Here is a 14,344-nt window from a genome sequence, read left to right on the forward strand (position 1 = left end):
AGATTCCACATGACTACCGCCACCATCCGCCTCGCCGAACAGGCCGACGCCACAGAAATCAGGGCTATCTACGCACCGATAGTCGAAGACACCGTGACCTCCTTCGAGGAGACGCCACCCACGACGGAGGAGATGGCCGAGCGCATCGGCGACACACTCCCGCGGTATCCGTGGCTAGTCTGTGAGCGCAGGAGCGAGGACAGCGGAGACAACGAGGAGCAAGACTCCGAGGAGCAAGACTCCGATACCGAAATCGCAGGCTACGCCTACGCGGGCCAGCACCGCAAGCGCGACGCCTACCGCTGGTCGGTGGACGTATCGGTGTACGTCGCAGAGAACCACCGCAGGACGGGAGTCGGGCGAGGGCTGTACGAGTCGTTGTTCGCCCTCCTTCAGCTACAGGGATTCTACAACGCCTACGCGGGTATCTCGCTGCCGAACGCCGCGAGCGTCGGGCTACACGAGTCGCTCGGGTTCGAACCGGTCGGCGTCTACGAGTCAGTGGGCTACAAGCACGGCGCGTGGCACGACGTCGGGTGGTGGCAGAAACAGTTGCAGGAGCGGCCCGTAGACCCGGAAGAACCGCGGCCCGTCGAACTGCTGGACGTCGGGTCCGAGACGTACGAGACCGTGCTGTCGGCGGGCGAGAGCGCCGTCAGGGAGTAACTTGCGGGAACAGTCTCAAAGCAACACGATTTTAAGCCACCGTAGGGTAATGTCCGGTACCATGAGCAAGAAGTCGAAGGCGAAAAAGAAGCGCCTCTCCAAGCTCGACCGGCAGAACAGCCGTGTTCCGGCGTGGGTCATCATGAAGACCGACCGCAACACGATGCGAAACCCCAAGCGCCGTAACTGGCGTCGTAACGACACTGACGAATAATGAGCGCGAACGACTTCGAGGAGCGCGTCATGACGGTGCCGCTCCGAGACGCCAAAGCGGAAGCGAAGCACAAGCGCGCCGACAAGGCGATGAAGCTGGTCCGAGACCACCTCTCCCAACACTTCAAGGTCGAGGGCGAGGAGGTCCGACTCGACCCCTCCATCAACGAGGCTATCTGGTCGCAGGGCCGCAAGAACCCGCCGAGCAAGCTTCGCGTGCGCGCCGCCCGATTCGAGGAAGAGGGCGAGACCATCGTCGAAGCGGAACACGCAGAGTAGAGCTTTGCTTCGCGCCGCCTTTCTTGGGTCGTCGTACGTCGGTGTCTTCGCACGCGCTACGGACGACTACCTGCTGGTTCGCCCGGACGTGGAGGACGACCTCGTCGCGGACCTCGCCGAAGAGTTGGAAGTGCAAGCGATTCAGACAAACGTCGGCGGTTCCTCGACCGTCGGCGCGCTGGCCGTGAGCAACAGCAACGGCCTGCTCGTCAGCAGTCGAATCACCGACCGCGAGAAAGACCGTCTCGAAGACGAACTCGACGTGCCGGTCGGCGAACTCCCCGGTCGCATCAACGCCGCCGGAAACGTCGTGCTGGCCAACGACAGCGGCGCGTACGTTCATCCGGACCTCTCGCGCGAGGCCGTCCAAGCAGTACAGGACACCCTCGACGTGGAGGTCGAACGCGGGAAAATCGCGGGCGTCCGAACCGTCGGCACCGCCGCCGTCGCGACAGACCGCGGTGTCCTCTGTCATCCCAAGACGACCGACGCACAACTCGACCTCTTGGAGGAGGTCTTAGACGTGCCCGCCGACATCGGCACCATCAACTACGGCGCGCCGCTCGTCGGTTCCGGACTGCTCGCCAACGCCCACGACTACGTCGTCGGGCAAGACACGACCGGTCCGGAACTCGGTCGCATCGAGGACGCGCTTGGCTACATCGACGTCGAGTAATTTTCTCGCCTTCTTCGGTCGCTTCGCGTCTTCCCGAGTAGGAAGATTCTTCCCTCCTCGTACCTCACCATGAGCCATGAGTGAGTTTACTGTTCGCGGTCGCTATCAAGCCCGAGACGGGTGGGAAGAGTTCGAGACGAGCATCGAAGCCGTAAACGAGAACGTCGCAGAGGAACACACGTACACGAACTTCGGTGGTCGTCACGGTCTGAACCGTTCGCAGGTCGAGGTCGAGGAGGTCGAAGCACAATGATGGGCGGTGGCGGAAATCAGGAGCTTCAGGAGCTCTCCCAGCAGCTACAGCAGATCGAAGAGGAGAAAGAAGCAGTCCAAGGCGAAGTCGAGGACCTCCGCGACGAGAAGGGAGACATCGACGAGGCGATTCGAACCATCGAGGGCCTCGAAAGCGGTTCGACGGTGCAGGTGCCGCTCGGTGGCGGCGCGCACGTCCGCGCAGAAGTGCAGGATATGGACGAGGTCGTCGTAGACCTCGGTGGCGGCTACGCCGCAGAGCGTGAGGAAGACGACGCCATCGATACGCTGGAGACCAAGCAGGACGTGCTCGACGAGCGTATCGACGACCTCGAAGACGAGATCGCTGAACTGGACGATGAGTCCTCGCAACTCGAAGAGAAGGCCCAGCAGCTTCAACAACAGCAGATGCAACAGCAGATGCAGCAGATGCAACAGGGCGAAGAAGGCGAGGACGAATAACGGGCGATGTTCGATAGCCTGAAGGACAAACTCGGGAGTTTCCGCAAAGACGTCGAGGAAACGACCGAAGAGAAGGCCGAGGAGGAAGCCGAGGCGGAAGCGACCGCTGAAGCGGATGCGGAAGCAGAAGCCGCTGCTGAGGCGGACGTGGAAGCGACTGCCGACGCAGCGGTCACTGCCGACGCAGGCGCGACGACCGAGGCCGAAGCGGAGTCGAGTGAAGCGGAGACAGTCGAAGCGGAGACGGCCGACGCCGATTCGACTGCCTCTAAATCCATCGTGACGGACGCTGGTTCCGAATCTGGCGAGGACGCGGAGAGCGACTCCGCCAGTTCCGGCGGGTTCGGCAAGAAGCTCACGTCGTTCGCCAAGGGCCAAATCGTCATCGAGGAGCAGGACTTAGAAGACCCGCTCTGGCAGTTGGAGATGGCACTGCTGGAGAGCGACGTGGAGATGAACGTCGCCAAGGAAATCTTGGAGAACATCCGGGAAGACCTCGTCGGCGCGACGCGTTCGTTCAGCGACGAGACCGGCGACGTCGTCCAACAGGCACTCCACGATTCGCTCGTGTCGGTCATCTCCGTCGGGCAGTTCGACTTCGACCAGCGAATCGCCGAAGCGGACAAGCCCGTCACCATCATCTTCACCGGCGTCAACGGCGTCGGGAAGACGACGAGCATCGCGAAGCTCTCCCAATACCTCGAAACGAAGGGCTACTCGTCGGTGATGGCCAACGGCGACACCTACCGTGCCGGGGCGAACGAGCAGATTCGAGAACACGCAGAGAATCTCGACACGAAGCTCATCGCCCACGAACAGGGTGGCGACCCCGCGGCGGTCATCTACGATGCCGTGGAGTACGCCGAGTCGAACGACGTGGACGTGGTGTTGGGCGACACGGCGGGCCGACTCCACACCAGCGACGACCTGATGGAGCAGTTGGAGAAGATAGAGCGCGTCGTCGGTCCGGACATGACCATCTTCGTAGACGAAGCGGTCGCCGGGCAGGACGCGGTCCAGCGCGCCAAGCAGTTCAACGACGCCGCGGAAATCGACGGCGCGATTCTGACGAAAGCCGACGCCGACTCACAGGGTGGCGCGGCGATTTCCATCGCGCACGTCACGGGCAAGCCCATCCTGTTCCTCGGAACTGGACAGGGCTACGACGACATCGAGCAGTTCGTGCCAGAAGAGTTGGTCTCGGACTTGCTCGGCGAAGACGAAGAGTAGTCTCTTTCTTTCAGTACCAGCGTTTCGCGGCCACGAGGACGTTGAGTGCGATGAGTACCGTCGCAGTCAGTCCGAGCGTGAACCACTCGACTGGGAGATTGCGAAACAGCACCCAGTACGACAGCGAGAGGATAGCGAGCGCGACGACGATGTTGTAGGCGTCGGACGCTAACTCGCTCGCCAAGTCGCGGGGCGACTGATTTCGGGGTTCACCGGTCACGTCGGACGTGTCGGGGGGTGGCGCGGTGGAGTCCCTTTTTTGACTTAAATCGCGTGCCATGCATTGAGGTGTGCCGCGACCGTTGATTTTCAATGGGAGGTTATAATCTTATTGGCCTTCTCGCGTCGAAAGTCGTCACGGTCGGGTTGCGAGAACTCACACAGACGACAGAACTGTGCGAAGTGACACAATCCGCAGGGTACACTGAGCAGACTCCGAGCGTCTGCGACAGTGGGAAGCACGGGGCGTGGGGCGGTAGCGGTGCGATTGCGGTAGGTGCGGTAGCGGTACGGTTGTGGTAGCGGTGTGGTCGTCGCACCAGCACGCAGAAGACGCGTGAAATCTGGCCGCGACGCGGCCAGATTTCGTCGCGTCCCTTTTTTGATCCACATTTTTTGCCGGAGTGGTGCCAAGCGCCTCTGGCGCGCAGGCACCCGACGGCAAAAAAGGTGGAGAAAAAGCCTTTAACGCGTCGGCGCGCTAACTTCCCGTAACAATGGTACTCGACGACTTGGGAAGCTCCCTCCAGAGTTCCCTCGGCAAACTCAGCGGGCAGTCCCGCGTGACCGAGGAGGACGTGGAGGAAATCGTCAAAGAGATTCAGCGCTCGCTGTTGCAGGCCGACGTCGAGGTCTCGATGGTGATGGACCTCTCCGAATCCATCAAAGAGCGTGCGCTGGAGGAAGAGGCACCGGGCGGCACGTCCGCGCGCGACCACGTCCTCAAAATCGTCTACGAGGAGATGGTCGAACTCGTCGGTGACAGCACCGAGATTCCGCTGGAGAACCAGACCATCCTGCTCGCCGGGCTTCAGGGGTCCGGTAAGACGACCACGTCCGCGAAGATGGCGAGTTGGTTCTCGAAGAAAGGGCTTCGCCCGGCGGTCATCCAGACCGACACCTTCCGCCCCGGTGCGTACGACCAAGCGAAGGAGATGACCGAGCGCGCCGAAGTGGACTTCTACGGTGACCCGGACGGTGAGGACCCCGTCCAAATCGCCCGCGACGGACTCGAAGAAACCGCGGACGCCGACGTTCACATCGTGGACACGGCCGGTCGCCACGCGCTGGAAGGCGACCTCATCGACGAAATCGAGGACATCGACCGGGTCGTGAACCCCGACATGTCGCTGCTCGTCCTCGACGCCGCAATCGGCCAGGGCGCGAAAGACCAGGCCCGCGAGTTCGAGTCGGCCATCGGCATCGACGGCGTCGTCATCACAAAGCTCGACGGTACTGCGAAAGGTGGTGGCGCACTCACTGCCGTCAACGAGACCGATTCGTCCATCGCGTTCCTCGGTACTGGTGAGACGGTCCGAGACATCGAACGCTTCGAGCCTTCGGGATTCATCTCTCGACTGCTCGGGATGGGCGACCTCAAGCAACTCACCGAGCGCGTCGAGCGCGCGATGCAGGAGACCCAGGAGGAAGACGAGGACTGGGACCCAGAGGACATGCTGAAAGGCGAGTTCACGCTCGTGGACATGCGCCGCCAGATGACGGCGATGAACAACATGGGGCCGCTCGACCAGGTGATGGACATGATTCCGGGCATGGGCGGCGGCATGATGGACGAACTGCCGGACGACGCGATGGACGTGACCCAAGACCGGATGCGGAGCTTCGAGGTCATCATGGACTCGATGACCGAGAACGAGATGGAGAACCCCCGTTCCATCGGTGCGAGTCAGGTCGAGCGCATCGCCCGCGGAAGCGGCCAGGACGAACAGACGGTCCAAGAACTGCTCGAACAGCACAAGATGATGTCCCAGACGCTCAAGCAGTTCCAAGGGATGGGCCAAGGGAACATGGAACGCATGATGAAGAAGATGCAGGGCGGCGGCGGCGGTGGCGGCGGTGGAATGGGCGGTATGGGGCCGTTCGGCGACTAATACAGAACGACCTTCTTCGGGACGGCGACAGAGCGCGCGACGCGACGGCTATTTAGAACCAGTATCGAAACTCGGGAGCCATGCCCGACGACACGCCGCTGGCGCTCGACGCCTACGAAAAGATGGCCGACGAGTACGCCGAGCGCGCGCCGACGAAGCCGTTCAACGCGGAGTTGGAACGGCCGACGACACGTTCTACGTCGTCCCGAATTCCGTCGCCGTCGGTGTCAGAAAGCAGTGGGTTCGTCCCTGCACCGAGTTCCGTGACGATGGGAACGTCGTCGCCATCGACGCTCGTCACCGTCGAGTCGAGTACGGCACCGCTGGCAACGCCGACGAGGAGGACGACGAGTAGGACACTAACGACGCGGCACATCTACAAAAACGAATGTCGATTCTAAGGGTCTGTCGCGTCCCGGTCGCGGAGCGCCGTCCGGAGTCGCCGGGTTCGCGCGAACGACACCAGACTGTAGAGGAGCGGCGCGAGGAGCATCCCCGGGAGCGCGACGACGAGCAACAGACCCACGAGGTCGCCGAGTGGTTCCGCGCCAACGTCCGCGGCGAACAGTCTAAGTACATGACTCGCGATGACCAGCGTGACAGTTCCGGCGGTGCTAACTGCCAACGACTTGGCGAACTGCTGGGCTTCCGGTACGTCGCCAATGGTGCCTGCAATCCACAGTGTCCCCGCGAAACAGAGGTACGCCGTAACGGCGAGGGTGAACAACGGGAGGAACACCGCTGGCACGACCGGTATCATGCTCCGTACGTATAACCGGTAAATTATAAATGTTCGCATATGTAAGATTAAATATAGTAAACTGCCACGCCGTCGTCACCTACGCGCTATCGTCACCTACTTGCTTTGTCGCTCCCGAATCCCGGTAATGGATTATCCCGAGTCTCGGCGGGCGCTGGTCGAGGAGCGCCTCGAAGCAGTCCTCGACCGCGTCGAGCCGACGGAACTCTCCGAGGAGGTCCGCCACGTCGCGCTGTCGGGGGGCAAGCGCGTCCGGCCGACCGTCACGGTGCTGGCCTGCGAGGCGGCAGGTGGTGACACCGAAGACGCGGTCGATTTCGCGGTGGGTGTAGAACTCGTCCACGATGCCTCGCTAGTCATCGACGACATTATCGACCGCTCGGACGTGCGCAGGGGGAGTGCCAGCGCGTGGGCCGAGTACGGCCACGGCCCGGCAATCATCGCCAGCGACGGCTTGCTGGGGGAAGCGTTCGGTCTCTTCTCGAAGGACCCCCGTGCGACAGAGGCAGTCGCCGAAGCAATGGTCGAACTCGGCGAAGGCGAAGCCACAGAACTCGTCGCCAAGCCGACTGACGAGGCGGAGTACATGCAACTCGCGCGCCGGAAGACCGGTGCGCTCTTTCGGGCGGCCGCCGAGTTGGGCGCAATCGCGGCCGACGCCTCGCCCGAGACGGTCGAAGCGTTCGGCGAGTACGCGGAGAGAGTCGGCATCGCCTTCCAGATTCGGGATGACGTTCTCGACGCGACTGCCGACGCCGACGACCTCGGAAAGCCGACCGGTCAGGACGAAGAAATCGGTCGCCCCTCCGTCGTCCAAGTGACCGACTTAGACGCCGCGGAGGCCAACGAACTCGCACACGAACAGTCGGAGGCGGCTCTGTCGGCACTCGACCGCGCGGAGACGCCCGACGACGAAGCGACCGGCTATCTGCGAGACCTCGCGGAGTTCGTCGTCACACGAGAGAGATAATTTTCAACTCGGCTTCGCTCGTTTTGCCTGTCGAGATTCTGCGATAGCGAACGCGAGCGTGCTGGCGAGTCCGAGCAAGGTACCGACGGTAAGCATGACCGCGAGGTAAGTCAGTCTGGGCAGACCAAGCGGTACTCGTTGGAGGAAGAAGGCACTAATCGCGTGCAACACGACGGCGATGGCCAGCACGTAGAACGGCGCGTTGAGGTAGCGCCACCGGAATCGGTCTGCCAGATACTCGTCGGTAATCTGGCCGAGACTGGTCGTGATACCGGCGGCGGTGAACCACGTCACCGCGCCGTAGACGAGCGAGGCTAGCACCGTGGTTGGACCGACTTCGCCTCCGACTTGGCTCTTGACCGTCTCCAACGTCTCGACGCCTTGGACGCCGCCGACGACGAGGAGGGCGGCCGCGATGACGTAGGTGATAATCGTCACGCGACCCGCGTAGAGGCTGTTTCGAGCTTTTTCGGCGGCCCGGTCGAGCAGCCGTTCGACGCCTAGTCCTCTTCCGAGGACGTAGAGACCGAGCAGTCCCGAGACCATCCCGAAGACCGCCGCGCCGGTCAGGCCCATCCACTGGGAGACGACTGCCAGCGGGTAGATGAGTAGGAGGATTCCCAGCGGGACGAGAATCGTTCCGCGCGTCTCGGGGTCGTCCAACACCTGCTTGATGGTGTAATACATCGATTCGAGGTCCTGCGCCTGCCGGACGACCACGCGCCGGACGCCATCGACGGGCACCCGCGAGCGGATGACCGGGATGACGCTCTCGTCCTGTGCGCCGTCGGTGCAGATGATAGCCTGCACTTCTTCGCTGGTCGAGAGACTCGCAAGCACTTCGTCCACTTCGTCACCGACTGCGCGGTTCGCCGCGATGTCGCTCCCCTCGACGCCCGTAACGACGGCGACTTCGACCGTCTCGTCGTCGATGCGGTCCGCGAGGTGGACGCCTTCGAACATGACGTTCACGTCGCTGTCTTCGGGGTCCGCAGTCGCCAGCGCAACCGCTGCCGCTTCGACGTTGTCGCGGCCGATGACCGGGGTATCGAAGTCTGTCTTGCGTCCGAGGTCGTCGTCGAGGTCCACGCACAGGACCAGCAGCATCGTCGGGGGCTACGAGTGCTACCTTTAACTCTTTTCGGGGACGTGGTTCCGACGGTTCGAACGACGCGTATCGCCCAGCCACCAGATTCGCACGCTTTTTGGGTCTCGGGACGATAAACGGCTGTAACGAATGATTTCGAAGGGATGTGAACAGTGCGCCGAAGGGGGCAAGATGGTGCTGTTCGTCTACGGCTACTGCGACCAGCGCGATTGCTTCTACTGTCCGCTCGGCGAGAACCGAAAGAACGTCACGGACGTGTACGCCAACGAGCGGAAAGTGGAAAGTGAGGAGGACGTGCTGACCGAGGCCAAGCGCATGGACGCCCTCGGCACGTCGATTACGGGTGGCGAACCGCAGGAGGCCATGGAGAAGACCTGTCGATACCTCTCCTTGCTCAAAGACGAGTTCGGCGAGGACCACCACACGCACCTCTACACCGGCATCACGGGCGGCCGCGAGAACATGCGCCGCCTCTCAGAGGCCGGACTGGACGAGATTCGGTTCCACCCGCCGCTCGACCTCTGGGGCGACATGCACGGCACCGAGTGGGAGGAGATTCTGTACATCGCCCGCGAAGAGGGGCTGACGCCCGCGTTCGAGATTCCGGGCATCCGTGCCGAAGAGGAATTTTTGGAGTTCTTGGACGAGGGCGCGGCCGACTTCTGCAACATCAACGAGTTCGAGATGTCCGACGGGAACTTCCGCCGGATGCAAGAAGAGGGCTACGAGCTACAGGACGGCCACATGAGTGCCGTGGAAGGCTCGAAGGACATCCTCGACAAGATGGGCGACCACGAGCGCGTCTACTTCTGCACGTCTGTCTTCAAGGACGCCGCCCAGCACCGCAACCGGATGAAGCGCATGGCCCGGAACATCCGCCGGGAGTTCGACGACGTGACCGACGACGGCACGCTCGTCTACGGCAAGACGTGGGAACCGGAAGAACGACTCGCGGAACTCGGCGTTCCCCCAGAGTTCTATACGGTCAAGTCCGACCACGTCGAGATAGCGTGGTGGCTCTTAGAAGAGATGGTCGAGGAAGGCGACGTAGAGACCGGCGAAATCGTCGAGCAGTATCCGACGTACGACGGGCAGGTCGTCGAGCGGACGCCGCTCGCCTGAATTTTCTGTTCTCTTTTCCTCACTCCCACAGAAATCGCGGCACGAAAAGCATCCCGACCAGCCCAGTCGTCACGCCGACCAGTGCGAGCGCGAGAATACTCGGTTTCGTACCCAGCGTTCGCACCGAGAGACCGACTACGAACAGGCCGGCCGACCCCGCGAACACGACGGCCTGCACGCACCGATTACAGGCCAGCGACCGCTCCTGTAACGACTTCAGCGTCGTCACCGCACTGAAGAGTAGTGCCCCGGCGGCGAGTACGTAGTCGGGGACGAGGACGTACCAGTAGAGCGAGCAAGCGAGTGCGACGAGTGCGAGGAGACCCCACAGCACTCCGCTCGTCAGCATCCGGCGTCGAATCGCTCGGACGCGGTCGGAAACGAACACTGCGACGTACAGCGCGCCGACGGCCGAGAATCCGGCGGCGGCCCAGAACTCGTTTTGCGCGTACGGTGGCGCGTCTAGCACGGAAAAGCCCGCAAATGCGACCCAGACCAAGCCGACGAGGAGCGTACGAAGTGACCGCCCGGTATTCCTCTCGTGCCACTTGCGCCCCTCGGCGTCGTCCACGTCGCTACTCGCGGGCACAGTCCTACTACGACGACAACGACATTTCAAGGTTATCGCCGTCGAAACTGGCCGGAGCGATTATACTGACGGCTACCGAGACTGTGATTCGTCATGCCACACTCCGTGTTCAACCGAGAGACCCTGCTCGACATTACGGTGAACATCATCCCGCTGGTCATCCTGTTCTTCTTCATCGTGCTGTTTCTCCTGCGTTCACCGTGGCCACAGAACCTCTTCTTCGAAATCGTCGGTCTCGGTCTGACGATAATCCCGTTCGTTCTGCTCGCTATCCTGACCTACATCGCGGCCCAGTATCTCTGAAATCAGTTACTTTTCGAGAGCGCATTCACGACTTGCTAGCCACTCGCAAAATTACTACGTAGCCGCTCTGTCTATCACTTTCACTTCCGCCGCGCTAGGCTGAGGTTGATAACCTCTCCGGAGAAGAATAGGATATGATAATTGAATTCGACCGAGTAGAACGCGACGCTCCCCAGCGCGACTCCAGTGTTTCGCTCGACGTGACCGGCGTCGAGACCGACCGAATCGCGGAGTACGTAGACGAGTGGTTCGACGACGTAGATGACCTTCATTTCGAGTGCAAGGGCGAACAGACGTTCCTCGTCGCCGGGGAATAGCCGGCTACACAGAGGCAGTCAGCAGTACGGAGGCGGTAGCGGTACGGAGGCGGTAGCGGTACGGAGGCGGTAGCGGTACGGAGGCGGTAGTCGCACCACCGAGTTCCACCGCGAACTGAGGCGGCGCGCAGCGCGCCGCCGCCGAATGAGCGGGACAAGGAACCCGCAGAAGAGCGCGCTTCGCGCGCTCTGTCGCGGGTGACGCAGGCTTTTCATCAACGTTTTGCCAGCGCAGCGCCGCCTGCGGCGGCGCAAGCGCAGCAAAAGGTTGCGGAAGTGTTTAGGTAGGTGGGCAAGTAGCCTCTCGCATGTCGGACTGTCCACTTGCCGACGATTGCCCGAGTTTTCAGGAGCGAATAGAGGGTATGGGGTGTGACCACTACGGTAACCGCGGCGGTGCCGAATGGTGCCAGCACTACAACCAGCCCATCCGCGAGCTCAAGACTGCACCCGTCAAGCTAGGCGAAGAGGTCGTCATCGAAGTTAACGACATCCACGAGAGCGGTGCAGGCGTCGGCCGAACCGACGACGGGTTCATCGTCATGGTCGATGGCATTCTGCCGGAAGCTCGCGCGAAGGTGGAGATTACCAACGTCATGTCGAACCACGCACGCGCCGAGGAAATCGAGCGCCTGCCGATGGAAGAAGAAGAGGCGGAAGACGACGACACCGACGAGACCGAAGCGGACGCTGACGCCGACGCCGACAATTCGGACGATTCCGACGGCAGCACGAAGCGCCAGCGACTCGGCAGTCGTGACAACTTCTGGGGAAGCTAACCCGGCGCACACCCGGAAGCGTGGGGTGGACAGTCCCAACCGTGTGCGTCGCCGCGGGTTTTTTCGTGCCGAGTGCGTAGCACTGCCTATGGAACGCGCTACAGTGTCGGAACGGGCGACAGCGGAGTTGGCTCTCGCGGAGGAGTGGCCGTGACCGCGCCCGACCCCGACGAGTTGCTGGACCGCGCCGGGTTCGACGCCGAGTCGAGCGTCCTCACCCGCAGACAGGCGGAGGTGCTGGCGTTGCGCGAGCGCGGGGTCGCACAGGCGGCCATCGCCGACCACCTCGGCACCTCGCGTGCGAACGTCTCCAGCATCGAGGCGAGCGCCCGCGACAACGTTCGGAAAGCCCGCGAAACGGTGGCGTTCGCCGAAGCACTGCGCGCACCCGTCCGCATCGTCGTGGAGGCCGGGACCGACCTCTACGACGTGCCGTCGCGGGTCTACGACGCCTGCGACGAGGCGGGCGTCAAGGTCAACCACGCGGCACCGGAACTGATGAAGCGCGTGAGCGACGAAGCCGGGGACGCAGTGAGCGGTCGAGAAGTGCAGGACGACCTCCTACTCGGCGTGACCACCGACGGCGCAGTCACCGTTCGTCACTCTCACGACAGCGGGCGCGAGTGAACCGAAGCGCAACTGACGACTGTACCAACGCTTCTGACCGCGACCCTGAGAGCTTTTACCTAGGGAGCAAACTATGCGAGCATGGACCTCGGAATCGAAGGCAATTCGGCACTGGTAACGGCGAGTTCGAGTGGATTGGGACGCGCCTCGGCGAAGGCGCTCGCGACAGAGGGCGCGAACGTTGCCATCTGCTCGCGCGGCGGCGAGAAACTCGAAGAAGCGAGAGAAGAAATCGACGAAGTCGGCGACGGCGACGTACTGGCTGTCGAGTGCGACATCACCGACCCCGACGAAATCGAAGCGCTGGTCGAGACGACAGTCTCCGAGTTCGGCGGCCTGGACCACCTCGTCACCTCGGCGGGCGGCCCGCCGAGTGGCCCCTTCCTCGACACGACCGAACGCGACTGGTACGAGGCCTACGACCTGCTCGTGATGAGTGCCGTCTGGTTGACCAAGCAGGCACACCCGCACCTCGTGGAGAGCGACGCCGGAACCGTGGTGAACATCACTTCCACGAGCGTCCGCGAGGCTATCGACGGTCTCGTCCTCTCGAACGCGGTTCGACGCGGCGTCATCGGCCTGATGAAGACACAGGCCCGCGAGTTCGCGCCGGACGTGCGGGTCAACGCCGTTCTACCGGGCGCTCACGAGACGCCACGCATTCAGGAACTCGTGGAGGCCGCCGTCGAGCGCGGCGAGTACGACAGCTACGACGAGGGCCTAGCGGCGTGGGCCGAAGACATTCCACTGGACCGGGTCGGCGACCCACAGGAACTCGGAGACGCCATCACCTTCCTCTCCAGCGACCGCGCAAGTTTCGTCAACGGCGTGGCGATGCCCGTCGATGGCGGGCGACTACGAAGTTAGAGTATGGTGACAGACTCCACGCCGACCATCCTGTCGTGGAGCGGCGGCAAGGACGCCGCGTTCGCACTCTACGAGATGCGCCGCGGGGCGAATGGCGACGCCGAGGAAGGCGACACTGAAGAGAGCGACACCGACGTACTCGAACTGCTCACGACCGTCTCCGAAGCGACTGACCGCTCAAGCATGCACGGCGTCCGCCGCGAGTTGTACGAGCAACAGGCCGACGCAGTCGGCCTGCCGCTTCGAGTCGTGGAACTCCCCGCAGACACCTCGAACGACGACTACGAGCGCGTCATGGCCGACGTAATGACCGACTACGAGCGTCAGGGCGTCGAGCAGGTCGCCTTTGCCGACTTGTTTCTCGAAGACGTGCGAAGCTATCGGGAGCAACGACTCGGCGACACCGAAGTCGAGGGCTACTGGCCAGTCTGGGGCCGAAACACCGACGAGTTCGCCGAACAGTTCCTCGCCGCAGGCTTCGAGGCGACGGCCGTCACCGTCGATGGCGAACTACTGGACGAATCGTTCGCGGGGCGTCGATTCGACGCCGACTTTCTCGGGGACCTGCCAGACGACGTAGACCCCTGCGGCGAGTACGGCGAGTTCCACACCTTCGTCCACGACGGCCCGATTTTCGACCGTCCTGTCGCCGTCGAGACGGGCGAGACCGTAACCAGAGAGGTCGGCGACGGCGAGTTCCACTACTGCGACCTGCTCCCTTCGGAGTGAGTCTCAGGACTCGATCTTCTCGACGATTTTCGTCGCCTGTTCTCTGGCTTTGTCTTCACCGACGCTCTTCTTGACGAGGACGCTCTGGACTTCCCACTCGTCGCTGTCTTTTCGTTTGCCCGTTCTGACTTCTGCACCTTCCGACACGTCGCGGGCCGCGTTCGCGGCCCAATCCGGCGTTCGAATCTCGTCGAACTCGTCGGGGTCGCGGAACCGGACGTGGATGAACTCGTCTTCTGTTTCGACCGTCTGAATGTCGGGCGTGCGAGGCATGGCACACGAGG

22 protein-coding genes are annotated in these 14,344 nt (G+C 62.6%); 16 read left to right on the forward strand and 6 right to left on the reverse strand.

Features of this window, described 5'->3' with window-relative positions; genetic code table 11:
• The first annotated feature begins 9 nt into the window (after window positions 1-9).
• From F7R90_RS15815 to ftsY, 7 genes are all read left to right on the forward strand, one after another.
• Window positions 10-666 (forward strand): GNAT family N-acetyltransferase, encoded by a 657-nt coding sequence (locus F7R90_RS15815; protein WP_158058370.1) that lies wholly within the window; start codon window positions 10-12, stop codon window positions 664-666.
• 61 nt (window positions 667-727) lie between these two features.
• The gene (locus F7R90_RS15820; RefSeq protein WP_158058371.1) at window positions 728-880 is read left to right on the forward strand and encodes a 50S ribosomal protein L39e; all 153 of its coding nucleotides are present in this window, start codon (window positions 728-730) and stop codon (window positions 878-880) included.
• The gene (locus F7R90_RS15825) at window positions 880-1,158 is read left to right on the forward strand and encodes a 50S ribosomal protein L31e (protein WP_158058372.1); all 279 of its coding nucleotides are present in this window, start codon (window positions 880-882) and stop codon (window positions 1,156-1,158) included. Before F7R90_RS15820 ends, F7R90_RS15825 begins: the two co-directional genes overlap by 1 nt.
• 4 nt (window positions 1,159-1,162) lie before the next feature.
• Window positions 1,163-1,834, forward strand: coding sequence for a translation initiation factor IF-6 (locus F7R90_RS15830; protein WP_158058373.1), 672 nt, complete (start codon window positions 1,163-1,165; stop codon window positions 1,832-1,834).
• 76 nt (window positions 1,835-1,910) lie between these two features.
• A complete protein-coding gene (gene rpl18a / locus F7R90_RS15835; RefSeq protein WP_158058374.1) occupies window positions 1,911-2,087 on the forward strand; it encodes a 50S ribosomal protein L18Ae in 177 nt (58 codons plus the stop codon).
• Window positions 2,087-2,548: a prefoldin subunit alpha gene (pfdA, locus tag F7R90_RS15840; RefSeq protein WP_158058958.1), complete on the forward strand. Its 462-nt coding sequence runs from the start codon at window positions 2,087-2,089 to the stop codon at window positions 2,546-2,548. The genes rpl18a and pfdA overlap by 1 nt, the downstream gene beginning before the upstream one ends.
• Window positions 2,549-2,554: 6 nt before the next feature.
• Complete coding sequence (gene ftsY / locus F7R90_RS15845; RefSeq protein WP_158058375.1) at window positions 2,555-3,778, forward strand: signal recognition particle-docking protein FtsY; 1,224 nt, start codon at window positions 2,555-2,557, stop codon at window positions 3,776-3,778.
• 10 nt (window positions 3,779-3,788) lie between these two features.
• Here ftsY and F7R90_RS15850 read toward each other — a convergent pair whose 3' ends face one another.
• Window positions 3,789-3,998, reverse strand: coding sequence for a hypothetical protein (locus F7R90_RS15850; RefSeq protein WP_158058376.1), 210 nt, complete (start codon window positions 3,996-3,998; stop codon window positions 3,789-3,791).
• A 496-nt stretch (window positions 3,999-4,494) separates the two neighbouring features.
• Between F7R90_RS15850 and F7R90_RS15855 the strand changes: the two genes are divergently transcribed.
• Window positions 4,495-5,889, forward strand: coding sequence for a signal recognition particle protein Srp54 (locus tag F7R90_RS15855; protein ID WP_158058377.1), 1,395 nt, complete (start codon window positions 4,495-4,497; stop codon window positions 5,887-5,889).
• A 112-nt stretch (window positions 5,890-6,001) separates the two neighbouring features.
• Here the strand turns inward: F7R90_RS15855 and F7R90_RS15860 are convergent, their stop codons facing one another.
• Together F7R90_RS15860 and F7R90_RS15865 are read right to left on the reverse strand one after the other, a co-directional pair.
• On the reverse strand, window positions 6,002-6,265 hold the full coding sequence (locus tag F7R90_RS15860) for a hypothetical protein (protein ID WP_158058378.1): 264 nt from the start codon (window positions 6,263-6,265) through the stop codon (window positions 6,002-6,004).
• Window positions 6,266-6,286: 21 nt separating this feature from the next.
• Window positions 6,287-6,649, reverse strand: a complete 363-nt coding sequence (locus tag F7R90_RS15865) for a hypothetical protein (protein WP_158058379.1) — start codon at window positions 6,647-6,649, stop codon at window positions 6,287-6,289.
• Window positions 6,650-6,776: 127 nt separating this feature from the next.
• Here F7R90_RS15865 and F7R90_RS15870 point away from each other — a divergent pair, with 127 nt between their 5' ends.
• Window positions 6,777-7,619 (forward strand): polyprenyl synthetase family protein, encoded by an 843-nt coding sequence (locus F7R90_RS15870; RefSeq protein ID WP_158058380.1) that lies wholly within the window; start codon window positions 6,777-6,779, stop codon window positions 7,617-7,619.
• Between the two features lie 3 nt (window positions 7,620-7,622).
• On the opposite strand, the gene F7R90_RS15875 is transcribed toward F7R90_RS15870, so the two are convergent.
• Window positions 7,623-8,726, reverse strand: coding sequence for a DUF373 family protein (locus tag F7R90_RS15875; RefSeq protein ID WP_158058381.1), 1,104 nt, complete (start codon window positions 8,724-8,726; stop codon window positions 7,623-7,625).
• Between the two features lie 130 nt (window positions 8,727-8,856).
• Here F7R90_RS15875 and F7R90_RS15880 point away from each other — a divergent pair, with 130 nt between their 5' ends.
• Window positions 8,857-9,849, forward strand: coding sequence for a radical SAM protein (locus F7R90_RS15880; RefSeq protein WP_158058382.1), 993 nt, complete (start codon window positions 8,857-8,859; stop codon window positions 9,847-9,849).
• A 19-nt stretch (window positions 9,850-9,868) separates the two neighbouring features.
• Here the strand turns inward: F7R90_RS15880 and F7R90_RS15885 are convergent, their stop codons facing one another.
• Window positions 9,869-10,438, reverse strand: coding sequence for a hypothetical protein (locus F7R90_RS15885; protein WP_158058383.1), 570 nt, complete (start codon window positions 10,436-10,438; stop codon window positions 9,869-9,871).
• A 93-nt stretch (window positions 10,439-10,531) separates the two neighbouring features.
• Between F7R90_RS15885 and F7R90_RS15890 the strand changes: the two genes are divergently transcribed.
• The 6 genes from F7R90_RS15890 to F7R90_RS15915 all read left to right on the forward strand — a co-directional run bounded on the left by F7R90_RS15890 (window position 10,532) and on the right by F7R90_RS15915 (window position 14,060).
• Window positions 10,532-10,741, forward strand: coding sequence for a DUF6684 family protein (locus tag F7R90_RS15890; RefSeq protein ID WP_158058384.1), 210 nt, complete (start codon window positions 10,532-10,534; stop codon window positions 10,739-10,741).
• 134 nt (window positions 10,742-10,875) lie between these two features.
• Window positions 10,876-11,058, forward strand: a complete 183-nt coding sequence (locus F7R90_RS15895) for a hypothetical protein (protein WP_158058385.1) — start codon at window positions 10,876-10,878, stop codon at window positions 11,056-11,058.
• A 308-nt stretch (window positions 11,059-11,366) separates the two neighbouring features.
• The gene (locus F7R90_RS15900) at window positions 11,367-11,837 is read left to right on the forward strand and encodes a TRAM domain-containing protein (protein WP_158058386.1); all 471 of its coding nucleotides are present in this window, start codon (window positions 11,367-11,369) and stop codon (window positions 11,835-11,837) included.
• Window positions 11,838-11,981: 144 nt separating this feature from the next.
• Window positions 11,982-12,464 (forward strand): Tfx family DNA-binding protein, encoded by a 483-nt coding sequence (locus tag F7R90_RS15905; RefSeq protein WP_192498464.1) that lies wholly within the window; start codon window positions 11,982-11,984, stop codon window positions 12,462-12,464.
• Between the two features lie 81 nt (window positions 12,465-12,545).
• Complete coding sequence (locus tag F7R90_RS15910) at window positions 12,546-13,331, forward strand: SDR family oxidoreductase (RefSeq protein WP_158058388.1); 786 nt, start codon at window positions 12,546-12,548, stop codon at window positions 13,329-13,331.
• A gap of 3 nt (window positions 13,332-13,334) precedes the next feature.
• The gene (locus tag F7R90_RS15915) at window positions 13,335-14,060 is read left to right on the forward strand and encodes an adenine nucleotide alpha hydrolase (RefSeq protein WP_158058389.1); all 726 of its coding nucleotides are present in this window, start codon (window positions 13,335-13,337) and stop codon (window positions 14,058-14,060) included.
• Window positions 14,061-14,063: 3 nt separating this feature from the next.
• Here F7R90_RS15915 and F7R90_RS15920 read toward each other — a convergent pair whose 3' ends face one another.
• The gene (locus F7R90_RS15920) at window positions 14,064-14,333 is read right to left on the reverse strand and encodes a hypothetical protein (RefSeq protein ID WP_158058390.1); all 270 of its coding nucleotides are present in this window, start codon (window positions 14,331-14,333) and stop codon (window positions 14,064-14,066) included.
• Window positions 14,334-14,344 lie beyond the last annotated feature (11 nt).

Origin of the sequence: Halorussus halophilus (assembly GCF_008831545.1) — an archaeon.
GTDB lineage: Archaea > Halobacteriota > Halobacteria > Halobacteriales > Haladaptataceae > Halorussus > Halorussus halophilus.

Excerpts from the sequence above, each read along its gene's own strand:
- F7R90_RS15870 (WP_158058380.1), top strand. The coding sequence starts at position 6,777 with ATGGATTATCCCGAGTCTCGGCGGGCGCTGGTCGAGGAGCGCCTCGAA.
- F7R90_RS15920 (WP_158058390.1), bottom strand. The coding sequence starts at position 14,333 with ATGCCTCGCACGCCCGACATTCAGACGGTCGAAACAGAAGACGAGTTC.
- F7R90_RS15860 (WP_158058378.1), bottom strand. The coding sequence starts at position 6,265 with ATGTGCCGCGTCGTTAGTGTCCTACTCGTCGTCCTCCTCGTCGGCGTT.
- ftsY (WP_158058375.1), top strand. The coding sequence starts at position 2,555 with ATGTTCGATAGCCTGAAGGACAAACTCGGGAGTTTCCGCAAAGACGTC.
- F7R90_RS15865 (WP_158058379.1), bottom strand. The coding sequence starts at position 6,649 with ATGATACCGGTCGTGCCAGCGGTGTTCCTCCCGTTGTTCACCCTCGCC.
- F7R90_RS15880 (WP_158058382.1), top strand. The coding sequence starts at position 8,857 with ATGATTTCGAAGGGATGTGAACAGTGCGCCGAAGGGGGCAAGATGGTG.
- F7R90_RS15915 (WP_158058389.1), top strand. The coding sequence starts at position 13,335 with ATGGTGACAGACTCCACGCCGACCATCCTGTCGTGGAGCGGCGGCAAG.
- F7R90_RS15855 (WP_158058377.1), top strand. The coding sequence starts at position 4,495 with ATGGTACTCGACGACTTGGGAAGCTCCCTCCAGAGTTCCCTCGGCAAA.
- pfdA (WP_158058958.1), top strand. The coding sequence starts at position 2,087 with ATGGGCGGTGGCGGAAATCAGGAGCTTCAGGAGCTCTCCCAGCAGCTA.
- F7R90_RS15825 (WP_158058372.1), top strand. The coding sequence starts at position 880 with ATGAGCGCGAACGACTTCGAGGAGCGCGTCATGACGGTGCCGCTCCGA.
- rpl18a (WP_158058374.1), top strand. The coding sequence starts at position 1,911 with ATGAGTGAGTTTACTGTTCGCGGTCGCTATCAAGCCCGAGACGGGTGG.
- F7R90_RS15895 (WP_158058385.1), top strand. The coding sequence starts at position 10,876 with ATGATAATTGAATTCGACCGAGTAGAACGCGACGCTCCCCAGCGCGAC.
- F7R90_RS15820 (WP_158058371.1), top strand. The coding sequence starts at position 728 with ATGAGCAAGAAGTCGAAGGCGAAAAAGAAGCGCCTCTCCAAGCTCGAC.
- F7R90_RS15910 (WP_158058388.1), top strand. The coding sequence starts at position 12,546 with ATGGACCTCGGAATCGAAGGCAATTCGGCACTGGTAACGGCGAGTTCG.
- F7R90_RS15900 (WP_158058386.1), top strand. The coding sequence starts at position 11,367 with ATGTCGGACTGTCCACTTGCCGACGATTGCCCGAGTTTTCAGGAGCGA.
- F7R90_RS15890 (WP_158058384.1), top strand. The coding sequence starts at position 10,532 with ATGCCACACTCCGTGTTCAACCGAGAGACCCTGCTCGACATTACGGTG.
- F7R90_RS15815 (WP_158058370.1), top strand. The coding sequence starts at position 10 with ATGACTACCGCCACCATCCGCCTCGCCGAACAGGCCGACGCCACAGAA.
- F7R90_RS15875 (WP_158058381.1), bottom strand. The coding sequence starts at position 8,726 with ATGCTGCTGGTCCTGTGCGTGGACCTCGACGACGACCTCGGACGCAAG.